21 protein-coding genes are annotated in these 21,647 nt (G+C 60.6%); 8 read left to right on the top strand and 13 right to left on the bottom strand.

From position 1 onward, the window contains the following. Window positions 1–408: 408 nt before the first annotated feature. The 4 genes from FHT82_RS15525 to ureG all read left to right on the top strand — a co-directional run bounded on the left by FHT82_RS15525 (window position 409) and on the right by ureG (window position 3,315). The gene (locus FHT82_RS15525) at window positions 409–1,272 is read left to right on the top strand and encodes a GGDEF domain-containing protein (protein WP_183732216.1); all 864 of its coding nucleotides are present in this window, start codon (window positions 409–411) and stop codon (window positions 1,270–1,272) included. A gap of 96 nt (window positions 1,273–1,368) precedes the next feature. Then, window positions 1,369–1,938, top strand: coding sequence for an urease accessory protein UreE (gene ureE, locus FHT82_RS15520; protein WP_183732214.1), 570 nt, complete (start codon window positions 1,369–1,371; stop codon window positions 1,936–1,938). 6 nt (window positions 1,939–1,944) lie between these two features. Beyond that, window positions 1,945–2,616 (top strand): urease accessory protein UreF, encoded by a 672-nt coding sequence (locus FHT82_RS15515; RefSeq protein ID WP_183732211.1) that lies wholly within the window; start codon window positions 1,945–1,947, stop codon window positions 2,614–2,616. An 87-nt stretch (window positions 2,617–2,703) separates the two neighbouring features. Beyond that, window positions 2,704–3,315: an urease accessory protein UreG gene (ureG, locus tag FHT82_RS15510; RefSeq protein ID WP_183732208.1), complete on the top strand. Its 612-nt coding sequence runs from the start codon at window positions 2,704–2,706 to the stop codon at window positions 3,313–3,315. Here ureG and FHT82_RS15505 read toward each other — a convergent pair. Further along, on the bottom strand, window positions 3,312–3,998 hold the full coding sequence (locus tag FHT82_RS15505) for a Crp/Fnr family transcriptional regulator (protein ID WP_183732205.1): 687 nt from the start codon (window positions 3,996–3,998) through the stop codon (window positions 3,312–3,314). The two genes, ureG and FHT82_RS15505, sit on opposite strands and share 4 nt — an antisense overlap. A 111-nt stretch (window positions 3,999–4,109) precedes the next feature. Then, a complete protein-coding gene (locus FHT82_RS15500; protein WP_183732202.1) occupies window positions 4,110–4,307 on the bottom strand; it encodes a hypothetical protein in 198 nt (65 codons plus the stop codon). A 156-nt stretch (window positions 4,308–4,463) separates the two neighbouring features. On the opposite strand from FHT82_RS15500, the gene FHT82_RS15495 reads away from it, so the two are divergent. Beyond that, complete coding sequence (locus FHT82_RS15495; RefSeq protein ID WP_183732199.1) at window positions 4,464–5,525, top strand: LacI family DNA-binding transcriptional regulator; 1,062 nt, start codon at window positions 4,464–4,466, stop codon at window positions 5,523–5,525. Between the two features lie 57 nt (window positions 5,526–5,582). Here the strand turns inward: FHT82_RS15495 and FHT82_RS15490 are convergent, their stop codons facing one another. The 7 genes from FHT82_RS15490 to FHT82_RS15460 form a co-directional block, all read right to left on the bottom strand. After that, window positions 5,583–8,903: an efflux RND transporter permease subunit gene (locus tag FHT82_RS15490; RefSeq protein ID WP_183732196.1), complete on the bottom strand. Its 3,321-nt coding sequence runs from the start codon at window positions 8,901–8,903 to the stop codon at window positions 5,583–5,585. A gap of 12 nt (window positions 8,904–8,915) precedes the next feature. Continuing rightward, on the bottom strand, window positions 8,916–10,118 hold the full coding sequence (locus FHT82_RS15485; protein ID WP_183732193.1) for an efflux RND transporter periplasmic adaptor subunit: 1,203 nt from the start codon (window positions 10,116–10,118) through the stop codon (window positions 8,916–8,918). 410 nt (window positions 10,119–10,528) lie between these two features. Next, the gene (locus FHT82_RS15480; RefSeq protein WP_183732190.1) at window positions 10,529–11,500 is read right to left on the bottom strand and encodes an ABC transporter substrate-binding protein; all 972 of its coding nucleotides are present in this window, start codon (window positions 11,498–11,500) and stop codon (window positions 10,529–10,531) included. 52 nt (window positions 11,501–11,552) lie between these two features. Continuing rightward, window positions 11,553–12,680 (bottom strand): ABC transporter permease, encoded by a 1,128-nt coding sequence (locus FHT82_RS15475; RefSeq protein WP_183732187.1) that lies wholly within the window; start codon window positions 12,678–12,680, stop codon window positions 11,553–11,555. Further along, window positions 12,677–13,561, bottom strand: coding sequence for an ABC transporter permease (locus FHT82_RS15470; protein WP_183732184.1), 885 nt, complete (start codon window positions 13,559–13,561; stop codon window positions 12,677–12,679). Before FHT82_RS15470 ends, FHT82_RS15475 begins: the two co-directional genes overlap by 4 nt. Then, complete coding sequence (locus tag FHT82_RS15465; RefSeq protein WP_183732181.1) at window positions 13,558–13,935, bottom strand: endonuclease domain-containing protein; 378 nt, start codon at window positions 13,933–13,935, stop codon at window positions 13,558–13,560. Before FHT82_RS15465 ends, FHT82_RS15470 begins: the two co-directional genes overlap by 4 nt. 217 nt (window positions 13,936–14,152) lie before the next feature. After that, window positions 14,153–14,938 carry an ABC transporter ATP-binding protein gene (locus FHT82_RS15460; RefSeq protein WP_183732178.1) on the bottom strand — a complete coding sequence of 262 codons (786 nt, stop codon included), beginning with the start codon at window positions 14,936–14,938 and terminating at the stop codon, window positions 14,153–14,155. A gap of 94 nt (window positions 14,939–15,032) precedes the next feature. Here FHT82_RS15460 and FHT82_RS15455 point away from each other — a divergent pair, with 94 nt between their 5' ends. Beyond that, a complete protein-coding gene (locus FHT82_RS15455; RefSeq protein ID WP_183732175.1) occupies window positions 15,033–15,446 on the top strand; it encodes a cupin domain-containing protein in 414 nt (137 codons plus the stop codon). Between the two features lie 2 nt (window positions 15,447–15,448). Here FHT82_RS15455 and FHT82_RS15450 read toward each other — a convergent pair whose 3' ends face one another. The 3 genes from FHT82_RS15450 to FHT82_RS15440 are packed head-to-tail and all read right to left on the bottom strand — an operon-like array spanning window position 15,449 to window position 18,603. Further along, entirely contained in the window at window positions 15,449–15,841 is a 393-nt protein-coding gene (locus tag FHT82_RS15450) for a hypothetical protein (RefSeq protein WP_210276772.1), read from the bottom strand. 5 nt (window positions 15,842–15,846) lie between these two features. Then, complete coding sequence (hydA, locus tag FHT82_RS15445) at window positions 15,847–17,301, bottom strand: dihydropyrimidinase (RefSeq protein ID WP_183732170.1); 1,455 nt, start codon at window positions 17,299–17,301, stop codon at window positions 15,847–15,849. A 48-nt stretch (window positions 17,302–17,349) separates the two neighbouring features. Further along, window positions 17,350–18,603, bottom strand: a complete 1,254-nt coding sequence (locus FHT82_RS15440) for a Zn-dependent hydrolase (RefSeq protein ID WP_183732167.1) — start codon at window positions 18,601–18,603, stop codon at window positions 17,350–17,352. Window positions 18,604–18,915: 312 nt separating this feature from the next. Between FHT82_RS15440 and FHT82_RS15435 the strand changes: the two genes are divergently transcribed. Next, complete coding sequence (locus tag FHT82_RS15435) at window positions 18,916–19,566, top strand: TetR family transcriptional regulator C-terminal domain-containing protein (protein ID WP_183732164.1); 651 nt, start codon at window positions 18,916–18,918, stop codon at window positions 19,564–19,566. Window positions 19,567–19,588: 22 nt separating this feature from the next. On the opposite strand, the gene FHT82_RS15430 is transcribed toward FHT82_RS15435, so the two are convergent. Then, window positions 19,589–20,488 carry a LysR family transcriptional regulator gene (locus FHT82_RS15430; protein WP_183732161.1) on the bottom strand — a complete coding sequence of 300 codons (900 nt, stop codon included), beginning with the start codon at window positions 20,486–20,488 and terminating at the stop codon, window positions 19,589–19,591. Window positions 20,489–20,590: 102 nt separating this feature from the next. Here FHT82_RS15430 and FHT82_RS15425 point away from each other — a divergent pair, with 102 nt between their 5' ends. Beyond that, entirely contained in the window at window positions 20,591–21,613 is a 1,023-nt protein-coding gene (locus FHT82_RS15425; RefSeq protein WP_183732158.1) for an NAD(P)-dependent alcohol dehydrogenase, read from the top strand. Window positions 21,614–21,647 lie beyond the last annotated feature (34 nt).

Here is a 21,647-nt window from a genome sequence, read left to right as displayed (position 1 = left end):
AGTATAATCGGTGTTCCGCAACTTTGGCGCTGCTGATGACGCCGCGTTATTTTCCGTTTTGGCCCTTGTCTTTTTGAGGCGCCGCCCCGCGTTGCGGCCCTTAAAGTGAAATCTGAACATCACTCTCCAGAGGGTTGTGAAAATCAGGAGATAGACTGTGGTTTTTCAGCCATAGACCATTCTGAAACAGACCTTGATTGTACTCTATAAAGTCACATTAAAATCAATAGCTTATGTTTGTTTCTCATAATGATAATTCCTGTCTCGAAAAGTTGCACCTCCTGCTAGAAAAAACAGATTGACTGAATCCCCTGAAATCACTCGAATTTTAGCGATTGGATTAAGACCCCCGCAGCAATTGCGACCCTATCAATGCCCAGGAAACGCTGAGCAGGAAGGTCGATTCTCATGGAAAATTGGATATCGCTTCAGGCTGAACTAGGCAGTTTCGAGCATCGCAGAACCGTTTATACTTTTGCGCTGAAGATGAGTTTTCTGGCGGTTATCCTGTCCGGCTTCATCATCCTGATAACGCTGCCTCCGCTCGACTTAATGGGAATGCTGCCGATCACCCTCGGGCATGCCATGGTCTTCGCCATCCTCCTTTCCTGGCTGATCGGTGGAATGGTGTCGGGCGTGCTGTCGCTCGTTGCAGGCTTCGCCATTCATGACCTGACCGTTTCGCGTGCCAAGTTCGAAAAGCTCAGCCGCACCGATACGCTGTCCGGGCTGTTGAACCGACGCGCTTTCACCGATGCTCTGGAGAAAGTGGAGGGGGATGCCTGTCTCGCCATTTTCGACGTCGATCGTTTCAAGGCGATCAACGATCGTTTCGGCCATGGCTGCGGAGATGCTGTCATCACTGCCGTCTCAGCCATGCTTTCCGCGGCTTTCGATGGCGCGTCGGTCGTAGCGCGGCTCGGTGGTGAGGAGTTCGGTGTCGTCGTTCATGGCGGGACGCCGGCGGAACGGGTGGCGCGCATCGAAGGGGTGAGGGCACAGGTTGCCGCGCGGCCGATTCCGGCGGACGGGCATGAGGTTACCATCACGATATCGGGCGGCATTGCCGATTTCCACGAGGGACGCGACAAGGAGGCGGTCTATGCCTCTGCCGACAAGGCGCTCTATCTCGCCAAGGCGCTCGGCCGCAATCGCGTCGTTCACGAGCGGGAAGGGCTGAATCATGCCTGGCATGGCCTCGTCGAAAACGGGCTTGGTGTGCAGGGTATTGGACCCAATGAGGTGAGCCTGTTGCAGGCATCCGGAATTTAGGGTCTTTTCCGACGGAGCATTTACGAAACGTGCATTGGTGCTTGCATCGCGAAGGGCTATTTTGCATGGTCTACGTCCCAGTTTAACGGATATGTCATGCAGCGCGTCACCTCTTATCTTCCCGCCGGCACCCCTTCCTCTCACCCGACCGCACAGGTCAAGCTGCCGCATGATCTGCGGCACCTGCGCCGCAAGCTCCTGCATCTGGAGAACGGTGAGATGGTGATGCTCGATCTCAAGGAGCCGGTGCTTTTCGCCAATGGCGACATGCTGGTGCGCGAGGATGGCGAGCTGATCGAAATCCTTGCTGCCGATGAAAAGCTGTTCGAAGTGCGCGGCCGCGACCGCGCGCATCTGATCGAACTCGCCTGGCATCTCGGCAACCGCCATCTTTCTGCGCAGATCGAAGAGGATCGCATCCTGATCCTGCGCGACCATGTCATCCGCACCATGCTGCAGGGACTGGGCGCGATGGTGCTCGACATCAACGAGCCCTTCCAGCCGGCACGCGGCGCCTATCATTCCCATGGCGGGCATTCGCACGGGCATGACCATCATGACCACGAACACCATTCTCACGGACACAGCCACGAGCATGGGCACGATCATCACGACCATGACCACGAGCATGGACACGACCACGGCCATCATCACAAGCACGACTGAAACCTGATGGATGAGGATCGCGAGCTGCAGGCTCTGCTTCGTCTGACGGCATGGCTTTCTCCGTCTTTTCCCGTTGGTTCATTCGCCTATTCGGGCGGTCTTGAGCGGGCCGTAGCCGACGGGCTCGTCAAAGATGCCGGCATGCTGCGGCGTTGGCTGGAGACGCTGACCGGCAATGGCTCCGTATGGAACGATGCGGTGCTCTTTGCCGAAGGTCATCGCAGCCATAGTGACGCGGCCCACCTTGCCGAGCTTGCCGAACTTGCCGCAGCCCTTGCCGGCTCGCGCGAACGACATCAGGAAACCATCTTGCTCGGGGAGGCTTTTCTCGCGGCTGCGCAAGCCTGGCCGGACGATGTGTTCGGTCGGTTGCCGAAAAGGGCAGCCTATCCAGTCGCCGTCGGCGCGGTAACGGGCGCGCATGGTATTCAACTGGACAAAGCGCTTGCCGCCTTTCTGCATGCCTATCTCTCCCAGGCCGTTTCCGCCGGTATCCGGCTCGGTGTTGCGGGGCAGAAGGACGGCGTTGCCATCCTCGCCGGACTGGAGGAGCATGTAATAAACATTGCCGCGCGTGCAGCCCGCTCCAGCCTCGACGATTTGGGTTCGGCGACGGTTCAGGCCGATATTGCGGGGCTTCGTCATGAGACGCAGCAGACACGGCTGTTCCGCTCGTGAGGTGAAATTACCCGCGCAGCTGCGTCATTTGACGGTGGCGGGAAAGCAGCGCTTCGCTATCATCTGACTTCGATTGGAGTAAGACACATGAAATCAAGAAACGGACCCCTGCGGGTTGGTATCGGCGGGCCGGTCGGCTCGGGCAAGACGGCGCTGACCGAAAAGCTCTGCAAAGCGATGCGTGACGACTATTCCGTCGCTGTCGTGACCAACGACATTTACACGACCGAGGACGCAGAGGCGCTGGTGCGCATGCAGGCGCTGCCGTCCGAACGCATTGTCGGTGTGGAGACCGGCGGCTGCCCGCATACTGCCATACGCGAGGATGCGACGATCAACCTTCAGGCGATCGCCAATCTCAACGAGCGCATCCCGGATCTTGATGTCGTCTTCATCGAATCCGGCGGCGACAATCTGGCTGCGACCTTCTCGCCCGATCTCGCCGATATCACCATCTATGTGATTTCCGTCTGCCAGGGCGAGGAAATTCCGCGCAAGGGCGGGCCGGGCATCACCCGATCGGACCTTCTCGTCATCAACAAGAAGGATCTGGCGCCCTATGTCGGCGCTGACCTCGATGTGATGGACCGGGATGCGACGCGCATGCGGGCGACCCGCCCCTTTGTCTTTTCCGACATGAAGCGCGGCGACGGCATCAGTTCGATCGTCGACTTCCTGCGGGTGCAGGGCGGTCTCTAGATCCTTTTCAGCGTATTGACGTCGCTGATGGCGATGAAGCGGCCGCGCACGGTTACGCCCGCCGATTTGAGCGTCGAGAAGGCACGAGATAATGCCTCCGGTGCCAGGCCGAGCTTGCGGGCGAGCAGGTTCTTCGGGAAGGGCAGCCGCAGCGATGCCATTGCCGGTCCTTCCTCCACGCAATGCGAGAGAAGGTAGTGCGCCACGCGCTGTGGTGCCGTCTGCATCCGGTCGTTGGCGAGGCATTCCATCGTCGACAGCAGATGCAGCGACAGGCTGCGCATGATCGTGGTGCCGATCTGTGGGTGTTCCGCCAAGAGGGCGCGTACCTTGCCGATGTGGAAGCGGGCAAGCACCGTGTTGTCCATCGACTGGGCACCATAACGATAGACGCCGCCTGCCTGGATCAGACATTCGGCGAAGCTGTCGCCCGGCTCGCAGATGCGGATGTCTGCCTCGCGACCTTCGCCGTTCAGACGAAAGAGCCGGACGTAGCCTTCCAGCACGCTGTAGAAATAAACGCCAGGTTCGCCTTCCTGGAAGAGAATGTCGTGCGAGACGGAAGAGATCACGGTGGAGCAGGCGCGCAGCGCCTCGGTCTCCGCGCTGTCCAGTTCTGCAAATATTCCGGCTCTGGAAAGCAGCGCCCGCTCGCGGCTGCTCGGCATCAGCATCCTGTTCATGTTTCGGCCTCCGGCAGCGGTCGATGCCGCCAATATCCCCTTGATGATGCCAGAATAGGGGAAGCGGAGCGCGGGGGGATTGATTTTGGTCAAACGCTGTAGGTGAGCCTCTCATCGAAGCCAGCGATCGATCGGGATGGTAAAGGACCAGGGGTTCGGACCTTTACGGTTTCTGGTGAACCGGCGGATGAAGGGCAGGAGCACAAACAGACGCTTGCCGCGTTCGGCCTCCTCGGCAGGCTGCCTGTTACGCGGGTTACCCCAGCGGTCTTCATAGAGATCCTTGAATAGCGAACTGATCGGGATCATCGCTCCATTCTCCATATTTTTGAATCGATTCAAAATACGGCCGCATATATTGAACCGATTCAATCCTCTTCCTCATTCTTAATGCTGTCAAGTTTATTTTGAACCGATACAATCTTTTGCTAGAGTGCGCCGAATTCGTACCTGCAAGGAGTAGCTTTGGCCAAAGGACATGTGAGGTTGGCTGATGTCGCCAAGGCGGCAGGCGTATCGCAGGGTACGGCATCGAATGTCTTTAGCCGTCCGGACGTGGTGCGGGAGGAAGTGCGGGAACGGGTGCTCAATGTTGCCCGCGAGCTCGGTTACGGTGGGCCTGATATCAAGGGCAGGCTGCTCAGGGCAGGGCGGGTGAACGCGATCGGCGTCGCCGCTGTCGAGCCGCTCGCCTATTTCTTCGACGATCCCTGGGCACGCTCCCTGATGACCGCGATCGGCGAAGTCTGTGATGCCAGCGGCACCGGTATTGCCGTCGTATCGGCAATGAACGAGGAGCGGCTTGCCTGGAACATCAACAGTGCGCTTGTCGACGGCTTCATCCTGCTGTGCGTGGAAGGTGGGGAGAGGCTGGTGGAACTCACCCGCCAGCGTCAGCTGCCGTTCATCGCGCTTGCGCTCGGCATCGAGGACGAGACCATTCCGGCAATCGGGATCGACAATGTCTCCGGCGGGGCTGTGGCTGCGCGGCATCTGCTGGAACTCGGGCACCGTGACATCGCGATCCTGTCGATTGGCGATGTCGATGGCCTTGTCGGCCTGGTGGCGCCGGAGCGTGTGGACCCCGAAATGGAGGCTACGCCACGCGACCGCATGCACGGTTACTGGCAGGCTATGGCGGAATACGGTATCCCACGTGAAGCCGTCCCGATCCAGGGAACGCTGCATGACAGGCCGAGCACGCTGACAGCAATGGAAGCCCTGTTCTCCTCCGACAATCCGCCGACGGCCATTCTGGCGATGTCGGACAAGGTTGCGCTGTTTGCCATGCAGTGGCTGGCCGAACAGGGGCTGAAGGTGCCGGAGGATGTTTCCATCATCGGCTTCGATGGCGTGCCCGAGGCGGCGACCTCGCTGCCGCGCCTGACCACGGTCGCCCAGCCTTTTGCCGAAATCGCCCGGCGCGCAGTGACGGCGATTCTCGAAAATGCGCTGCCGGAGGACCATGAGGCGCTCGATCTCGAACTTGTCGTGAGAGACAGCACGGCGATGCCAAGGCTGCGGTAAGCCCGGAAAATAAAAAGGCCGGGTCGATGCCCGGCCTCTTCTCTTGTGATGTCCTGATTACTCGGCCGCGAATGGCGGCAGCCGCAGCACGTTGGTGTCGTTGCCGGTCTTGCGCTTGCTTTCCGGCTTCTCGATCGCAGTCAGCCGTTCTTCCAGCGAGTCGATGTCGCTGCGGTTCTCGCGTGCGGCACGGGTGAGATCTTCGCTCGACATCGGCAGCTCTTCCTCGTCCTTCCTGCCGACCAGACGGCCGAAGATCCAGCCGAGCAGTCGGGAAAGATCGTCCATGATCAGGAAGAAGGAGGGTACGACGACGAGCGAGAGCACCGTCGAGACGATAATGCCGCCGATCACCGCGATCGCCATCGGTGCGCGGAACGAGCCGCCTTCGCCGACGCCGAGTGCGGAAGGTAGCATGCCGGCCGACATGGCGATCGAGGTCATGATGATCGGGCGGGCGCGCTTGCGGCCGGCTTCGACCATGGCCTCGACACGAGCCATGCCCTGGTGGCGCATCTCGATCGCGAAATCCACGAGCAGGATGGCGTTCTTGGTGACGATACCCATCAGCATCAGGATGCCGATCATGACCGGCATCGACAGCGGATTGCTGGTGACGATCAGGCCCGCCGCCACGCCGCCGATGGCGAGCGGCAGCGAGAACAGGATGGTGAAGGGCTGGATCACGTCCTTGAAGAGCAGGATCAGCACCGTCAGCACCAGGAGAAGGCCCATCAGCATGGCGTTGACGAAGCTCTGCTGCATCTCCGTCTGGACCTTCGTATCGCCGCTTTCGGCAAGATGCACCGTGGCCGGGATCTTGGCCTCGTTGACGATCTGGCGGAAGCGGGCCGAAGCCGTGTCGAGGGCGACACCCTGAGGCAGGTCGGAACCGATCGAGACGACGCGGTAGCGGTTGTTGCGCTTGATCGAGCTTACGCCTTCCGAATAGTCGATATCGGCGACGGTCGCGAGCGGAACGGTGCCGCCGCTGGCGGTCTGGATCTTCAGCGCCCGGATGGCCGAGAGATCGCGGCGCATGTCGAGCGAAGCCTGGACCCGGATCGGGATCTGGCGGTCGTCGAGCGAGATCTTGGCAAGGGCCGCATCGACATCGCCGATGGTGGCGACGCGGATCGTTTCGGAGATCTGCTGCGGCGTGATGCCGAGGCGGGCAGCCTCGTCCTTGCGCGGACGAACCTGCAGTTCCGGACGGGGCAGGGCACCGTCGGCGCTGACATTGGCAAGCAGCGGATCGGCGCGGAGCTCGGATTCCAGAATGCCGACCGCATCGTTCAAATCCTGCTCGTTTTTGGAGAGGAAGTTGAAGGAAAGGTCGCGTTCGCCGCGGTCATTGAGCTTCAGGATACGAACGTCGGGAATGTCGCGCAGTTTGGCGAAGACTTCCTTCTCGATATCCCATTGCGGGCGTTCACGGCCATGGACTTCCACCTTTGGCAGCATCGGGCCGATGACCGGGATATGGCCAAGCACATCGTTGACTACCTTCTTGACCAGCGATTGGTCGAGCTTGTCGAGTGCGAGCGTGATGGTCGCGCGGCGCAATTCGAGATCGCCCTTCGGTGAAGCGCCGCCGAGGACGAATACGCTTTCGACGCCGTTGATGTCCTTGACCCTGTCATAGATCGCATTGGTCGTCTTCTCGGTGTCGTCGAGCCGCGCGTTCGGCGGCAGTTCCACCGAGAGAACGATGCGTGAGGCGTCTTCCGGAGGCAGGAAGCTGCCGGGAACCTGCATCAGCAGGAAAACGGAGCCGACGAGGAAGCCGATCGCCGCAAGCAGCGTCGCATAACGCGTGTACCAGCGCCCGGTCGTGCCGCGCACGAGGCGCGTATAGCCCTTCATCAGCAGACTATCATTGTCATGATGGTCTTCCATGCCGTCTTCGGCGCGCATGAGATAGGCGGCCATCATCGGGGTGATGAGGCGCGCGACCATCAGCGAGAAGAAGACGGAGAAGGCGACGGTCAGGCCGAACTGAATGAAGTATTGGCCCGGAATGCCCGGCATGAAGGAAACGGGCACGAAGACGGCGATGATCGTGAAGGTCGTGGCAATGACGGCAAGACCGATTTCGTCTGCCGCCTCGATCGCCGCTCGATAGGGCGTTTTGCCCATCTTGATGTGGCGAGCGATGTTTTCGATTTCCACGATCGCGTCGTCGACGAGAATACCCGTCGCGAGCGTCAAGGCGAGGAAGCTGACGAGGTTCAGCGAGAAGCCCATCATGTCCATGACCCAGAAGGTCGGGATCGCGGAGAGCGGAAGGGCGATGGCGGAAATCAGGGTTGCCCGCCAGTTCCGGAGGAACAGCAGGACGACGATGACGGCGAGCAGCGCGCCTTCGAGCAGCGTATGAATGGCGGCTTCGTAGTTGCCGTAAGTGAAATAGACCGAATCGTCGATCATCTCGATCTTCACATTCGGGTTTTCGCTCCTGACCTTGTCGAGGCTCTGCGCTACGGTTTCGGCGACGCTGACTTCGCTGGCCCCCTTCGAGCGGAAGACGCCGAAGGTGACGACCGGCGTATCGTTGAAGCGCGAGAAGGATTTCGGCTCCTCGTAGGTGTCCTTGATAACGCCGAGATCGGACAGCTTGACGAAGCGGCCGCTCGGCAGCGCAATCGTCGTGTCGGCGAGCTCGGCGACGTTGCGGGCATCGCCGAGAACGCGGATCGCCTGTTCGCTCCCAGCCACCTGGCCGCGGCCGGAGCCGAGATCGACGTTGGTGCCGCGCAGCTGCTGGTTCACGCTTGCGGCGGTAATGCCGTGGGCATTGAGCTTGTCGGGGGTGAGCTCGATGCGGACTTCGCGCTCGGCGCCGCCGTAACGGTCGACGCGGCCGATGCCAGCCTGACCCTGCAGCGCACGCTTGATCGTATCGTCGACGAACCAGGAGAGTTCTTCCAGCGACATATCGGGCGAGGAGACGGCGAAAGTCTGGATCGCCTGGCCTTCAACGTCGACCTTGGTGACGATCGGTGTCTCGGCGGTTGCCGGCAGGTCGCTGCGGATGCGGTCGATCGCGTCCTTGACGTCCTGAACGGCCTGCTCCGTCGGCACTTCCATCCGGAACATGACGTTGGTCTGCGAACTGCCGTCGGTGACTGTGGACTGGATTTCGTCGATGCCGGTGATGGAGGCGATCGCGTCCTCGATCTCCTTCGTCACCTGCATTTCGAGTTCGGCCGGCGAAGCGCCGCTCTGCGTCACGCTGATCGAAACGAGCGGCACGTCGATGTTCGGGAAGCGCGTGATCGGCAGCTTGTTGAAGGACTGCATGCCGATGAATATCAGCAGGCAGAAGGCCAGAAGCGGCGCGACCGGATTTCGAATGGACCAGGCTGAAAAATTCATCGGATGGTCTCTTTAGTTGGAAGCCGAAGGCTGTTCGCGCACCGGCGTGATGTGGTCGCCGTCGCGGACATAGGCGCCCGCCTTGGCCACGACTTCGTCGCCGGTCTTCAATCCACTTGTAATTTCGACATAGGCTCCGTCCTGAATGCCGGTCTCGACCTTGGCGAATTTCACAACGCCATTCTCGACCCTGCGGGCGGAGGAGCCTTCGCTGCCGGTGAGCACCGCCGTCAGCGGAAGGGATACGCCCTCGGTCTCGCGGACGATGATCTCGGCGCTGCCATACATGCCGGAACGCGCCTTGCTGTCATCGTCGATGGAGATATGGACGAGGCCGAGGCGGGTGACCGGATCGACGGTCGGCGACACCAGGCGCACTGCGCCGGAAAGCTTCTCGCGGCTGCCGGAAAGCGAGATCGTCGCCTTCTGGCCGGCCATGATCCTGACAATGTCGCTTTCGGCGACTTCGGCGACAAGCTCGACATCGCCGTCGCGGATAAGCGTGAACAGCGGATCGCCGTTGCCGGCAGCAATGGCGCCGACCTTGGCGTTCTTTGCCGAGATCGTGCCGGCGACCGGCGTCTTCACGTCGGTTCGGGCGAGCTTCAGATCCGCATCGGCAATCTGGCTGTCGAAGACCTTGAGGTCGGCTTCGGCGACTTCGATCGCCTGCTCGGCGGAAGCGACGCGCGCGTTGGCGGCGGCGGCGGTCGCATCGGCCTGCTCGACCTGGGCAGTCGAAACCGTGCCCTTCTTACCCATTTCCTGGGCGCGGGCCTGCTGCTGCCTTGCCTGTTCGGCATTGGCCTGTGCTTCGATGAGCTGGGCGCGTAGCTGGGCGAGGCTCGCCTCGCCCTTGGCTTTCGTCGCCATCATCTGGCTCTTGGTCAGCACCAGAGCGTCATCGTTCAGCGTCGCCAGCGTACTTTCGGCCTGAACCTTGTCGCCGACATCGGCCTTCAGGGTGCGAATGGAGAGGCCTTCAACCTGCGGCTGGATATAGACTTCCTCGACAGGCTTGACGGTTCCCGTGCCGATGACACGGTCAACGAGGGTGCGGTTCACCGCCGTTGTGACGACGATTGCCGGCAAGTTCTGGGAAGCCTGGGTCTGCGCATGCGTGACCTTGGGTTCCTCGGCAAATACAGCCGAGGCCGCAAAAGCGGCGATCGGAAAAATGGAGGCGCGTAGTAATGCGTGCGGCTTGAGTGCCATGCGTCGTCGTCCAATCTCTTGACGGGATCGGCCGAACTCGCGCGTTCTCAAACAGGGGCGCGGTCGGGCGAATGCCGTCTTCCAAATCTCAGAGGTATTTACCCGCATCCCATTCGCCGGAACTTATGGTCCCAATCCGGCAAATCCGGCTAGTACGTGGTATCGATTTGCTCCACGCGCAAGCCCGGCAGAAAATAATTCCCCATGAGATACCATTAATTACCATTGCGACGCCCATCAATCACCTAAGGGTTATGTGAACATGACGATGATTGATCGGCTCTCATATGCTTTGACGTTTGACGCCTGATAAATGCGACAGTTGCAAGGCGATTTTTTCATTGAGTGCAAAAAATAGAAACGCGCGGGAGAATTTCCCGCGCGCGTTGTATTTCGGCATCGATATTCTGTTACTTGGCGGCGGCGTCAGTGATGTCGTGAGTCCAGGCGCCCGACGGCTCCTTGTTGATGATCTTCTGGTCGAGCAGGGCCTTGGCCGTGCGGTCATAAAGCGTGGTGTCGAGCTTGCCGGTGCCGTCTCCGATCAGCTTGGCGACTTCGCCCATCATCCGCTTCTGATGGTTCTCGTCCTGGCCGCCGGCGTCGACGACGATCCCGGCTGCATCGTCAGGATTTTCCATGGCGTATTTCCAGCCCTTCATGGAAGCGCGGACGAACTTGACCATCTTCTCCTTGAAGGCCGGATCCTTCAGCTTGTCTTCCATTGCATAGAGGCCGTCTTCCAGGAGGTCGTTGCCCATGGCGGTATAGTTGAAGACAACAAGGTCTTCCGGCTTCAGGCCGGCATCGATCGCCTGCCAGTATTCGTTATAGGTCATGACGGAGATGCAATCGGCCTGCTTCTGCAGCAGCGGCTGCACATCGAAGCTCTGCTTCAGCACGGTCACGCCGTCAGGGCCTCCGTCGGTCTTGAGGCCAAGCTTGTTCATCCAGGCGAAGAAGGGATATTCGTTGCCGAAGAACCAGACGCCGAGCGTGTGGCCCTTGAAGTCGGCTTCGGTCTTGACCGGGCCATCCTTGCGGCAGATCATTTCCATGCCGGATTTCTGGTAGGGCTGGGCGATATTGACGAGCGGAACGCCCTTTTCGCGGGCGACCAGCGCGCCGCCCATCCAGTCGACGATCACATCGGCGCCGCCGCCGGCAATCACCTGCTCAGGCGCAATATCCGGGCCGCCCGGCTTGATATCGACATCGAGGCCTTCTTCTTCGTAATAGCCCTTGTCCTTGGCGACGTAATAACCGGCGAACTGCGACTGGGTGACCCATTTCAGCTGCAGCGTCACCTTGTCGGCGGCCATCGCGTGGGCGGCGGCAAGCGACATCGCGCTCGCCATCATTGCAACCATCAACTTTTTCATTTTCTTTTCCCTCTGAAGTTATGCCCAGGCCCTATGCGGGGCCGGGGCGCGTCTAACCACCACGGATAGACGGATGCCAGAACGTCACCGCCCTCTCGGCAAGGGCGACGACACCATAGAAGATCGAGCCTGCAAGCGCCGCGACGGCGATCTCGGCCCAGACCATGTCGACATTCATGCGGCCCATCTCGGTGGAGATGCGGAAGCCCATGCCGACGATCGGCGTTCCGAAGAATTCCGCAACGATGGCACCAATCAGCGCCAGCGTCGAGTTGATCTTCAGTGCATTGAAAATGAAGGGCATTGCGGCGGGAAGCCGGAGCTTTAGGAGCGTCTGCCAATAGTTCGATGCGTAGGTGCGCATCAGATCGCGTTCCATGTTGCCGGAGGCGGCAAGGCCGGCGACAGTGTTCACCAGCATCGGGAAGAAGGTCATGATGATGACGACGGCTGCCTTGGACTGCCAGTCGAAGCCGAACCACATGACCATGATCGGCGCCACGCCGATGATCGGCAGGGCGGACACCATATTGCCGATCGGCAGCAGGCCGCGGCGCAGGAAGGCGAAGCGGTCGGCGAGGATGGCGACCACGAAGCCGCTCAGGCAGCCGATGGCGTATCCGATCAGAACCGCTTTGAAGATCGTCTGCCTGATATCTTCGCCAAGGATTGGCAAGGAACCCGATATGCGTGCCCAGATCGCGCTCGGCGGGGGCAGGATGACGAAGGGAATGCCGGCGCCGCGCGTTATCGCTTCCCAGATGATGAGGATCCAGGCGCCGAAAATCGCCGGTATCAGGAGACGCAGCAGCCATTTGCCAACATGGGTTGGCGGCTGGAGTTCCGAAAGTTCCGTGACGCAGCGCGAGGCAAGCAGCCAGCCGGCGGCAAGCAGCAGGAAGAAGGAAGCGCCCGCGAAGCGTTCGTTGCCAGAGAGCGTGCCGAGCAGTAACCACGCGGCGCCATGGGTACCGATGAAGAGGGCGGTTGCTGCGATCGTTGTGGATAAAGGCGCGAAGCAGACCAGCGCTGCGGCGATGACGAGCAGAGTGATCAGTGCGGTTGTGGCGGATGATGGAGGCGCAGGGGCTCCTAGCGCATAGAGAGGGAGCATAAACATGGCTGCTACCGCGCAGAGGAGGGCGATCGAGCCCTGCCAGGAAAGCGTGATCTGCTTCATGCCGGTCTCCCGCCCATTGCGCGATCGACGATCTTTGCTACGAGGCCGACGACGGTGACGAGGATTGCCGCGAGGACCGAGCCGGCAACGAGTGCCGCCCATATATCGATGGTCTGGCTGTAATAGGAGCCGGCAAGCAGCTTCGAGCCGATGCCGGCGACGGCACCTGTCGGCAGTTCGCCGACGATGGTGCCGACGAGGCTTGCGGCGATCGCCACCTTCATCGAGGTGAAGAGGAAGGGAATGGAGGCCGGCACACGCAACTTCCAGAAGGTTTGCGCAGCCGTGGCGTTATAGGTGCGCATCAGGTCGAGATGCATGACTTCGGGCGAACGCAGCCCCTTCACCATGCCGACGGCGACTGGAAAGAAGGAGAGATAGGTCGATATCAGCGCCTTCGGGATCAGGCCGGTGATATTGATCGAGCCGAGAACGACGATGATCATGGGCGCGACCGCCAGAATCGGCACGGTCTGCGAGGCGATGATCCACGGCATCAGGCTGCGGTCGAGCGCCTTGATGTGGATGATGCCGACGGCAATGACGATGCCGAGCAGCGTGCCGAACGCAAAGCCGAGCACGGTTGAGGAAAGCGTGACACCTGCGTGATAGACGAGGCTGCGATTGCTGGAGAGCTTTCTGAGAAACGTGTTCTCGAACACATTCTGCGCCACCTGATGCGGCGCCGGCAGGACGGGCTTTGGCTGTGAAAGCGTCTTGCCGATGAATTCCATCGTCGTCGAGGTGATGTTGTTGCGCGTATCCATGTCACGCTGGAAGGGCGCGTTGAGGAGCACGGCGGCGATATACCAGATGGCGATCAGGACCAGCAGGATGGTGAGGACAGGGAAGATTTTGTCCTTGAAGGCGTCGGGTTTCATGCGGCCTCCCTCAAGAATGGTGCGGCATGTTTCTGTATTTCGATGAAGACGTAGTCTGGGCCATCGAGCACTTGGGCATTGTCAAAACGGAGTACGGTGAAGCCTTGATTTTTTAAGAAGGCATCGCGAGCGAGATCATGGCGGCGACCGCCTTCGGTTTCATGGCTGTCGCCATCGACTTCTACTATCAGGCGAGCAGAGAGCCAGGCAAAATCGGCAATATAGCGGCCGATTGGTGTTTCGCGGCGGAAGCGAGCGCCATAGGGGCGAAGATCTCGAAGCATGTCCCACATGGCGGATTCTGCTTTTGTCAGTTCGCGGCGAAGTCGGCGGGCTCTTTCACGGGTTTTGGGTGTGATATTGGAATGTGGCATTCAGACCTCCATTCCTGATGTGGCGAGGAAGACCCCTCCCCAACCCCTCCCCACAAGGGGGAGGGGCTCGGGCGGTTGCCCCCCGCTCAGCGTATATATCTCGATGTCGCTGCCAGCTGTGAACTCGAAGTCGAAAGAAGAGGGTGCGGCAGCTCTGCCCCTCCCCCTTGTGGGGAGGGGTTGGGGAGGGGTCTTTGCCAAGTACTGTTCGCCCAACTTACTGCTCATAGCTATGCCCCGCTCTCAGCCCTTCGCGGACACGATGGGCGATTTCCAGGAATTCCGGGGTCTCGCGAATGTCGAGGGGGCGCTCCTGCGGCAATGTCGAGTCGATCACGTCTGTCACGCGGCCGGGGCGCGGCGACATGACGACGATCTTGGTGGAGAGATAGACGGCTTCCGGAATGGAGTGAGTGACGAAGCAGATCGTCTTGTTGGTACGCGCCCAGAGTTTCAGGAGTGCGGCATTCAGATGGTCGCGGACGATTTCGTCGAGGGCGCCGAAGGGTTCGTCCATCAGCAGCAGGTCGGCGTCGAAGGCGAGCGCGCGGGCGATCGAGGCGCGCTGCTGCATGCCGCCCGAGAGCTGCCAGGGAAATTTCTTCTCGAAGCCGGAGAGTTCGACGAGGTCGAGCGCCCCAGCAATGCGCTTCTTCTGTTCGGGTTTTGAATAACCCATGATCTCCAGTGGCAGGGCGATGTTTTTCTCGATCGTGCGCCAGGGATAAAGCGCCGGCGCCTGGAAGACGTAGCCATAGGCACGGGCCTTGCGGGCCTCGTCCGGTGTCATGCCGTTGATGGCAATGTCGCCGGAGGTCTTGCGCTCGAGATCGGCGATGACGCGCAGGAAAGTGGTCTTGCCGCAGCCGGAAGGGCCGATGAAGGAGACGAACTCGCCCCTGCGGATATCGAGATTGACATCAGCAAGCGCGTGCACCGCGCCGTCATTCGTCTGGTAGGTTAGACAGAGATCCTTGGCGGATACGACGGAGGGTGCTTGCATCAATTGACCAGTCTTGTTTTCGCCGCGCCAGCGCGGTTTTCCATGATATCATTGCCGCCGGCCTTTCCGGCGGCACAGTCCTTGGAGGATGAGGATGGACGTAGAATCAAAGCCCACCTGCCATATTATTCGCCCCAACCATACCTATGACGGCAAGCAGGGGCTTAGCTATTTCCAGGGTGTCGCGGCCGAGACGGTGGGGGCGAAGGGCATCTGCATGCATCTTCTGACGATCCCGCCCGGTGTGCGCGCCAAGGCGCATCTGCATGAGGCGCATGAAACGGCGATCTATATGCTCTCCGGCGAGGCGCATACCTGGTACGGCGACAAGCTGGAAAACCACGTCGTGGTGCATGCAGGCGAACTCTTCTATATTCCGGCCGGTGTGCCGCACCTTCCGGCGAACCTCAGCAGCACGCCCTGCACGGCGATCATTGCTCGCACCGACCCGAACGAGCAGGAAAGCGTGATCCTGCTGCCGGAGCTGGATGCCTTGGTGCCGGCGTGAGGCTATTTGCATAGCGGCAGCGGCCCCCACTTGATCGCGGCATCGGCCGCGAACCCGATCGTATAGCCTTTAGGCCCTGATGTGATCTTAACGGTGTCGTCGTTACTGCTCTCTTCGCCCTCCGCCTCGCAAGCGACCGTGGCGGTGAAGTCCTTGCCTTCGGTCTTCAGAACTTTCTTGATTTCGCAGTAAGAGGCCGCCGTGGTGATGCCCTCGGAAGTCAGCAGAAAGAAGTTGTCGGAACCTGTGCTTTCGCCGCTCTTGGCGTAGGCGCAGCCATCCCTGTTGCCGTAGCTGCCCTTGATCGGCAGCGTGTCGGCCTGAGCCACATTATAGAGGGCCGCAGTGGAAAGCGCGGCCAGGGAAACGATCGTCAGAAGCAGAGGGCCGCGCATCAATATCACACCCCGCTCGCCGGGATGCCTGTGCGTTCGACTTTGCGCGGGGCGGTGATCTCCTTCCAAGTAGAGAGCGCCTTGCTGACGGCGGTGACCGGCTCGCGCCTGACGAATTCGCCATGGCCCGAGCGGGTCTTGATCGTGTCTTCCTCGATCGCCACGACGCCGCGCGTCAGCGTGTAGCGCGGCAGGCCGGTGACTTCCTTGCCTTCGAAGACGTTGTAATCGATTGCCGATTGCTGGCGCTTCGACGAAATGGTCTTGGAGCGCTTCGGATCCCAGACGACGAGATCGGCATCGGCGCCGACGAGGATCGCTCCCTTCTTCGGATAGATGTTGAGGATCTTGGCGATGTTGGTCGAGGTGACGGCGACGAATTCGTTCATCGTCAGGCGGCCGGTATTGACGCCATAAGTCCAGAGCATCGGCATGCGATCTTCAAGGCCGCCGGTACCGTTCGGGATCTTGGTGAAGTCACCGACGCCGAAACGCTTCTGCGCCGTGGTGAAGGCGCAGTGGTCAGTCGCCACCACCTGCAGCGAACCGGAGGCAAGGCCGGCCCACAGGCTGTCCTGATGCTGCTTGTTGCGGAAGGGCGGGGACATGACGCGGCGGGCGGCGTGGTCCCAGTCCTTGTCGAAATATTCGGTTTCATCGAGCGTCAGGTGCTGGATCAGCGGCTCGCCATAGGCGCGGATGCCCTTCTGGCGGGCGCGGCGGATCGCTTCATGGGCCTGTTCGCAGGACGTGTGGACGATATAGACGGGGCAGCCGGCCATGTCGGCGATCATGATGGCGCGGTTGGTGGCCTCGCCCTCGACTTCGGCCGGGCGCGAATAGGCATGTGCTTCGGGGCCGTTATTGCCTTCCGACAGCAGCTTGGCGGAAAGGGAAGCGACGACATCGCCGTTTTCGGCATGGACGAGCGGCAGGGCGCCAAGCTCGGCGCAGCGCTGGAAGGAGGCGAACATCTCGTCGTCGTTCACCATCAGGGCGCCCTTGTAGGCCATGAAGTGCTTGAAGGTGTTGATACCCTTGTCCTGAACGATGGTCTTCATCTCGTTGAAGACCTGCTCGCCCCACCAGGTGATCGCCATGTGGAAGGAATAGTCGCAATTGGCGCGGGTGGACTTGTTGTCCCACATGGTCAGCGCTTCAAGCAGCGACTGGCCGGGCGAGGGAAGGGCGAAATCGACGACCATGGTCGTGCCGCCGGCAAGGGCCGCGCGCGTGCCGCTTTCGAAATCGTCGGAGGAATAAGTGCCCATGAAGGGCATTTCGAGATGGGTGTGCGGATCGATACCGCCGGGCATGATGAAACAGCCTGTGGCATCAAGCACCTCGTTGCCGGAGAGGTTCGGACCGATCTCGACGATCTTGCCGCCGTCGATCTTCACGTCAGCCTTATAGGTGAGGTCGGCCGTGACGATGGTGCCGTTCTTGATGACTGTGGTCATGATCGTTCCCTATCCTTATGATTTTAAGTGAGCTTCGCTGCGATTACTTCAGACGACAATCTCCGCCGTCTCGACCACCGCATGGAACAGCACGTCGGCCCCGGCCGTCGCCCATTCCTTGGAAATCTCCTCAGCCTCGTTGTGCGAAAGTCCACCCACGCACGGGCACATGACCATGGTGGCAGGCGCGACCTTGGCGGCCCAGCAGGCGTCGTGGCCGGCGCCGGAGATGATGTTCATGTGGGAGTAGCCGAGGCGGTCTGCGGCGGAGCGGACCGAGGTGACGAGCTTTTCGTCGAAGGTAACTGGCTCGAAATGGCCAATCGCCTCGATGGAACAGCCGACACCCAATGCATCGCAGATCTTCGGCGCTTCCGCTTCGATCTTTGCCCGCATGCGGTCGAGCTTGGCCTTGTCGGGTGAGCGGATGTCGACGGTGAAGACCACCTTGCCCGGCAGCACGTTGCGGGAATTCGGCGAGAAGAAGACCTGGCCGACGCCACCGACGGCGCCCGGCTGTTCGCCCATGGCGACACCCTGGACCATCTCGAGGATGCGCGACATGGCAAGGCCGGCATTGACGCGCATGTTCATCGGCGTCGAGCCGGTATGGGCCTCCTTGCCGGTCAGCGTGAATTCCAGCCACCATAGGCCCTGACAGTGGGTGACGACGCCGATCTGCTTGTTTTCGGCTTCGAGGATCGGCCCCTGTTCGATGTGATATTCGAAATAAGCATGCATCTTGCGGTCGCCGACCTCTTCGTCGCCGACCCAGCCGATGCGCTTCAGTTCGTCGCCGAAGAGATTGCCCTCGGGATCTTTGCGATTATAGGCGAAGTCCAGGCTGTGCACGCCGGCAAAAACACCTGAAGCCAGCATGGCCGGCGCGAAGCGCGCGCCTTCCTCATTGGTCCAGTTGGTAACAACAACAGGATGCTTCGTCTTGATGCCGAGGTCGTTCATCGTGCGGACGACTTCGAGTGCGCCGAGCACGCCGAGCACGCCATCATATTTGCCGCCGGTCGGCTGGGTATCGAGGTGCGAGCCGACATAGACGGGAAGCGCATCGGGATCGGTGCCGGGGCGGGTCGCGAACATCGTGCCCATCTTGTCAACGCCGAGGGTCAGACCGGCGTCTTCGCACCATTTTTTGAAAAGGCTGCGGCCTTCGGCATCCGAATCCGTCAGCGTCTGGCGGTTGTTGCCGCCGGCGATTCCCGGGCCGATCTTTGCCATGTCCATGAGACTGTCCCAGAGACGGTCCCCGTTGACGCGCATGTTTTCGCCTGGCGCTGCCACCATAATGAAAGTCCTCACCTGTTTTGCGGCAGTCGTGCAAGGTGCATGCCCGCCATGTTCCCGTAGTCAAATCCGTCGCCGCTTTGTTGTTCTTTCAGCGCCGGAAAATCGCCAGTTGCCTTTGTTTTTTATCTGGCGGATAATTTGACCGATTGGTAAACATTACAACTTCCATCGCTGCGCTCAAGACGAAAATCACGAAAAATACATAGAAATATAAGGGCAAAAATACCGGCAAGTGCCCATTAAAGCGGCGGGAGGGGCCGTTCTTTCAATCTTGAGCGAAGGAGTTGAATTTCAAGGGGAAAAGAGCGGATGGCCATACCGAGAGCGGCGAAGACACTTCGGCGGACACGCATTCAGGAGGAGAAGGAAGAGCAGATCCTGGAAGCGGCGCTCGATGTGTTTTCGGTCAGCGGCTTCCGCGGTTCGACCATCGACCAGATCGCCGAGGTGGCCGGCATGTCGAAGCCGAACCTGCTCTATTATTTCCGCACCAAGGAAGCCATGCACCGCGCGCTGATCGACCGGGTGCTCTATAACTGGCTCGAGCCGCTGAGGGCCTTCGATGCGGAAGGCAATCCGGAATCGGAGATCCGCAGCTATATCCGCCGCAAGCTCGAGATGGCGCGCGATTTTCCCCGCGAAAGCCGGCTTTTTGCCAACGAGATGCTGCAGGGGGCGCCGCACGTTCTCGATATGCTGAAAGGCCCCTTGAAAGAGCTGGTCGACGAAAAGGCGGCCGTTATCCGCACCTGGATCAAAAGCGGCAAGATCACCTATTGCGATCCCTATCATCTCATCTTCTCGATCTGGTCGACGACGCAGCACTATGCCGATTTCGACGTTCAGGTTCGCGCCGTGCTCGGCGAAGAGCATTCCGGCGACGGGCGCTTCGAGGATGCGGCGCGGTTCCTTGAGCAGCTTTTCATCGGGGGATTGCGGCCGGATCGGTCAGGCCGCTAATTCATCGCCGGATGCTCGCTGCTTAGCCCATCATTGCCGGAAGCCGGGCGGCGAGCGTGTCGATCGCCAGTCTTACCTTCGGCAGCATGACCGGCGAGCGCAGCCAGAGGGCATGGGCATCGAAGATGCTCTGCTGTTCGTGTTTCAGCACCTGGACGAGGCGGCCTGCGGCGACGTCGTCGCGGATCAGCCAGCAGGGCAGCCAGGCAAGCCCGCGTCCGGCAACCGCCGCATCTGTGATCGCCCCGAGATCATCGAGCCGTAGCCGCGTCTTCGGCTGGATCTCCCGCCATCGATCATCGGGCGTCGGGAATATCCAGCTTCTTTCATAATCGCCGCGCCGGTAGACGATGCCTTTGTGCTGAGGAATATCGGCGATCGATTGCGGCATGCCATGTCGTTCCAGATAGCCGGGTGATGCGCAGACGGTCATACGCTGGTGAGCGACCGCGCGGGCCATCAGGTCTGGATGGTCCTTCAGCGGCCCGTTGCGGATGGCAAGATCGAAGCCGTCCTCGAGCAGATCGACGATGCGGTCGTTAAACGAAAGGTCGAGTTCCAGTTCGGGATGTTCATCGAGCAGGTCCTCCAGAACAGGCGCGATACAGAGGCGGCCGAAGAGCACGGGCATCGAGACACGGAGCCGGCCGCGCACGGTGCGGCGGCCCGATTCCAGCATTGCCTCGCCAAGGCGGATTTCCTCAACCGCGCGCAGGCAGCGTTCGTAGAAGAAGCGGCCTTCCTCCGTCAGGCTCTGCATACGTGTCGTGCGGTTGAAGAGGCGCACGCCGAGCCGCTGCTCCAGGCGGGCGATGGTCTTGCCGACGGCGGAGCGCGTGAGATGAAGCCGCTCGGCGGCAGCCGAAAAGCCGCCGGCCTCGACGGCTTCGACGAAGATCGAGATGCCTTTCAGGTGCTCCATATTGTTTCCCTTACGGAACCAGTCTGGTGAATTAATATCTCAACTGGAGAGAATATTTCAACGATATGTTTCGCTTCCCGCAATCGGACAAGGAGTGAGACAATGCAGACGACACGGCAATGGCAGATCGACACGGTTGGACCGGAGCGGAAACTTGCGATCGGTGAGCGGAGACTCGAGCCGGTTTCGAGTGACAGAATTCTCGTGCGGACGGAGGCTGTCTCACTGAATTTTCGTGACAGGCTCGTGATGGAAACCGGCATGGGATTGCCGCTGCAATTTCCCTTCGTGCCGGCTTCCGACATGGCCGGGATCGTAGAGGCCGTCGGTCCCGATGTCACCCGCTTCAAGCCGGGAGATCGGGTGATCTCGACCTTCTCGCCCGACTGGATCGACGGACGCGGTCTGGGTGACGCCCGCACGCCGCCCTACAGCACGCGTGGCGGCGTTTATCCCGGCGTTCTCTCGCAATATACGGTGCTTTCAGAGGAATGGTATTCGCGCGCACCTGACACACTCGATGCGGCTGAGGCGAGCACATTGCCCTGCGCCGGACTGACGGCCTGGTTCGCGCTGATCGAGCGCGGCGGCCTGAAGGCTGGCGACAAGGTGCTGGTTCAGGGCACAGGCGGCGTTGCGCTCTTCGGACTGCAGATCGCCAAGGCGCATGGGGCGGAGGTCTTCATCACATCGGGCAGCGCTGAAAAGCTGGAACGCGCCGTTGCCCTTGGTGCCGATCATGCGCTCGGCCGCAATGACGGTGACTGGGTGGAGCAGCTCTATTCGCTGACCGACGGCTACGGCGCCGATCACGTCCTTGAGATCGTCGGTGGCGCGCATCTCGGTCAGGCGTTGAAGGCTGTGGCGGTCAACGGCCGCATCTCGGTCATCGGCGTTCTCGAAGGTTTCGAAGTGTCCGGTCCGGCCGGCCAACTCTTGCTCAAGGCGCCTGTGGTACAGGGTATTTCCGTCGGTCATCGCCGGGCGCTGGAGGATCTGGTCCGGGCGGTGGATCAGATCGGGCTGAAACCCGTCATCGACAAGCGCTACGCTTTCGAGGAATTCCCCGAAGCGCTCGATCATCTCTATCGCGGGCCGTTCGGGAAGGTCGTGGTCGAGTTTTGAGCTATGGTTCCCTTCTCCTCGAGCGAGGAGAAGG

This window comes from Rhizobium sp. BK275, assembly GCF_014193555.1.
Lineage (GTDB): Bacteria > Pseudomonadota > Alphaproteobacteria > Rhizobiales > Rhizobiaceae > Rhizobium.
The sequence above is the reverse complement of the archived record's forward strand: the minus strand, read 5'-3'. Positions and strand labels throughout refer to the sequence as shown.

Coding starts and splice junctions, on each gene's coding strand:
- FHT82_RS15525 (WP_183732216.1), top strand. CDS start 409: ATGGAAAATTGGATATCGCTTCAGGCTGAACTAGGCAGTTTCGAGCAT.
- ureE (WP_183732214.1), top strand. CDS start 1,369: ATGCAGCGCGTCACCTCTTATCTTCCCGCCGGCACCCCTTCCTCTCAC.
- FHT82_RS15515 (WP_183732211.1), top strand. CDS start 1,945: ATGGATGAGGATCGCGAGCTGCAGGCTCTGCTTCGTCTGACGGCATGG.
- ureG (WP_183732208.1), top strand. CDS start 2,704: ATGAAATCAAGAAACGGACCCCTGCGGGTTGGTATCGGCGGGCCGGTC.
- FHT82_RS15505 (WP_183732205.1), bottom strand. CDS start 3,998: ATGAACAGGATGCTGATGCCGAGCAGCCGCGAGCGGGCGCTGCTTTCC.
- FHT82_RS15500 (WP_183732202.1), bottom strand. CDS start 4,307: ATGATCCCGATCAGTTCGCTATTCAAGGATCTCTATGAAGACCGCTGG.
- FHT82_RS15490 (WP_183732196.1), bottom strand. CDS start 8,903: ATGAATTTTTCAGCCTGGTCCATTCGAAATCCGGTCGCGCCGCTTCTG.
- FHT82_RS15485 (WP_183732193.1), bottom strand. CDS start 10,118: ATGGCACTCAAGCCGCACGCATTACTACGCGCCTCCATTTTTCCGATC.
- FHT82_RS15480 (WP_183732190.1), bottom strand. CDS start 11,500: ATGAAAAAGTTGATGGTTGCAATGATGGCGAGCGCGATGTCGCTTGCC.
- FHT82_RS15475 (WP_183732187.1), bottom strand. CDS start 12,680: ATGAAGCAGATCACGCTTTCCTGGCAGGGCTCGATCGCCCTCCTCTGC.
- FHT82_RS15470 (WP_183732184.1), bottom strand. CDS start 13,561: ATGAAACCCGACGCCTTCAAGGACAAAATCTTCCCTGTCCTCACCATC.
- FHT82_RS15465 (WP_183732181.1), bottom strand. CDS start 13,935: ATGCCACATTCCAATATCACACCCAAAACCCGTGAAAGAGCCCGCCGA.
- FHT82_RS15460 (WP_183732178.1), bottom strand. CDS start 14,938: ATGCAAGCACCCTCCGTCGTATCCGCCAAGGATCTCTGTCTAACCTAC.
- FHT82_RS15455 (WP_183732175.1), top strand. CDS start 15,033: ATGGACGTAGAATCAAAGCCCACCTGCCATATTATTCGCCCCAACCAT.
- FHT82_RS15450 (WP_210276772.1), bottom strand. CDS start 15,841: ATGCGCGGCCCTCTGCTTCTGACGATCGTTTCCCTGGCCGCGCTTTCC.
- hydA (WP_183732170.1), bottom strand. CDS start 17,301: ATGACCACAGTCATCAAGAACGGCACCATCGTCACGGCCGACCTCACC.
- FHT82_RS15440 (WP_183732167.1), bottom strand. CDS start 18,603: ATGGTGGCAGCGCCAGGCGAAAACATGCGCGTCAACGGGGACCGTCTC.
- FHT82_RS15435 (WP_183732164.1), top strand. CDS start 18,916: ATGGCCATACCGAGAGCGGCGAAGACACTTCGGCGGACACGCATTCAG.
- FHT82_RS15430 (WP_183732161.1), bottom strand. CDS start 20,488: ATGGAGCACCTGAAAGGCATCTCGATCTTCGTCGAAGCCGTCGAGGCC.
- FHT82_RS15425 (WP_183732158.1), top strand. CDS start 20,591: ATGCAGACGACACGGCAATGGCAGATCGACACGGTTGGACCGGAGCGG.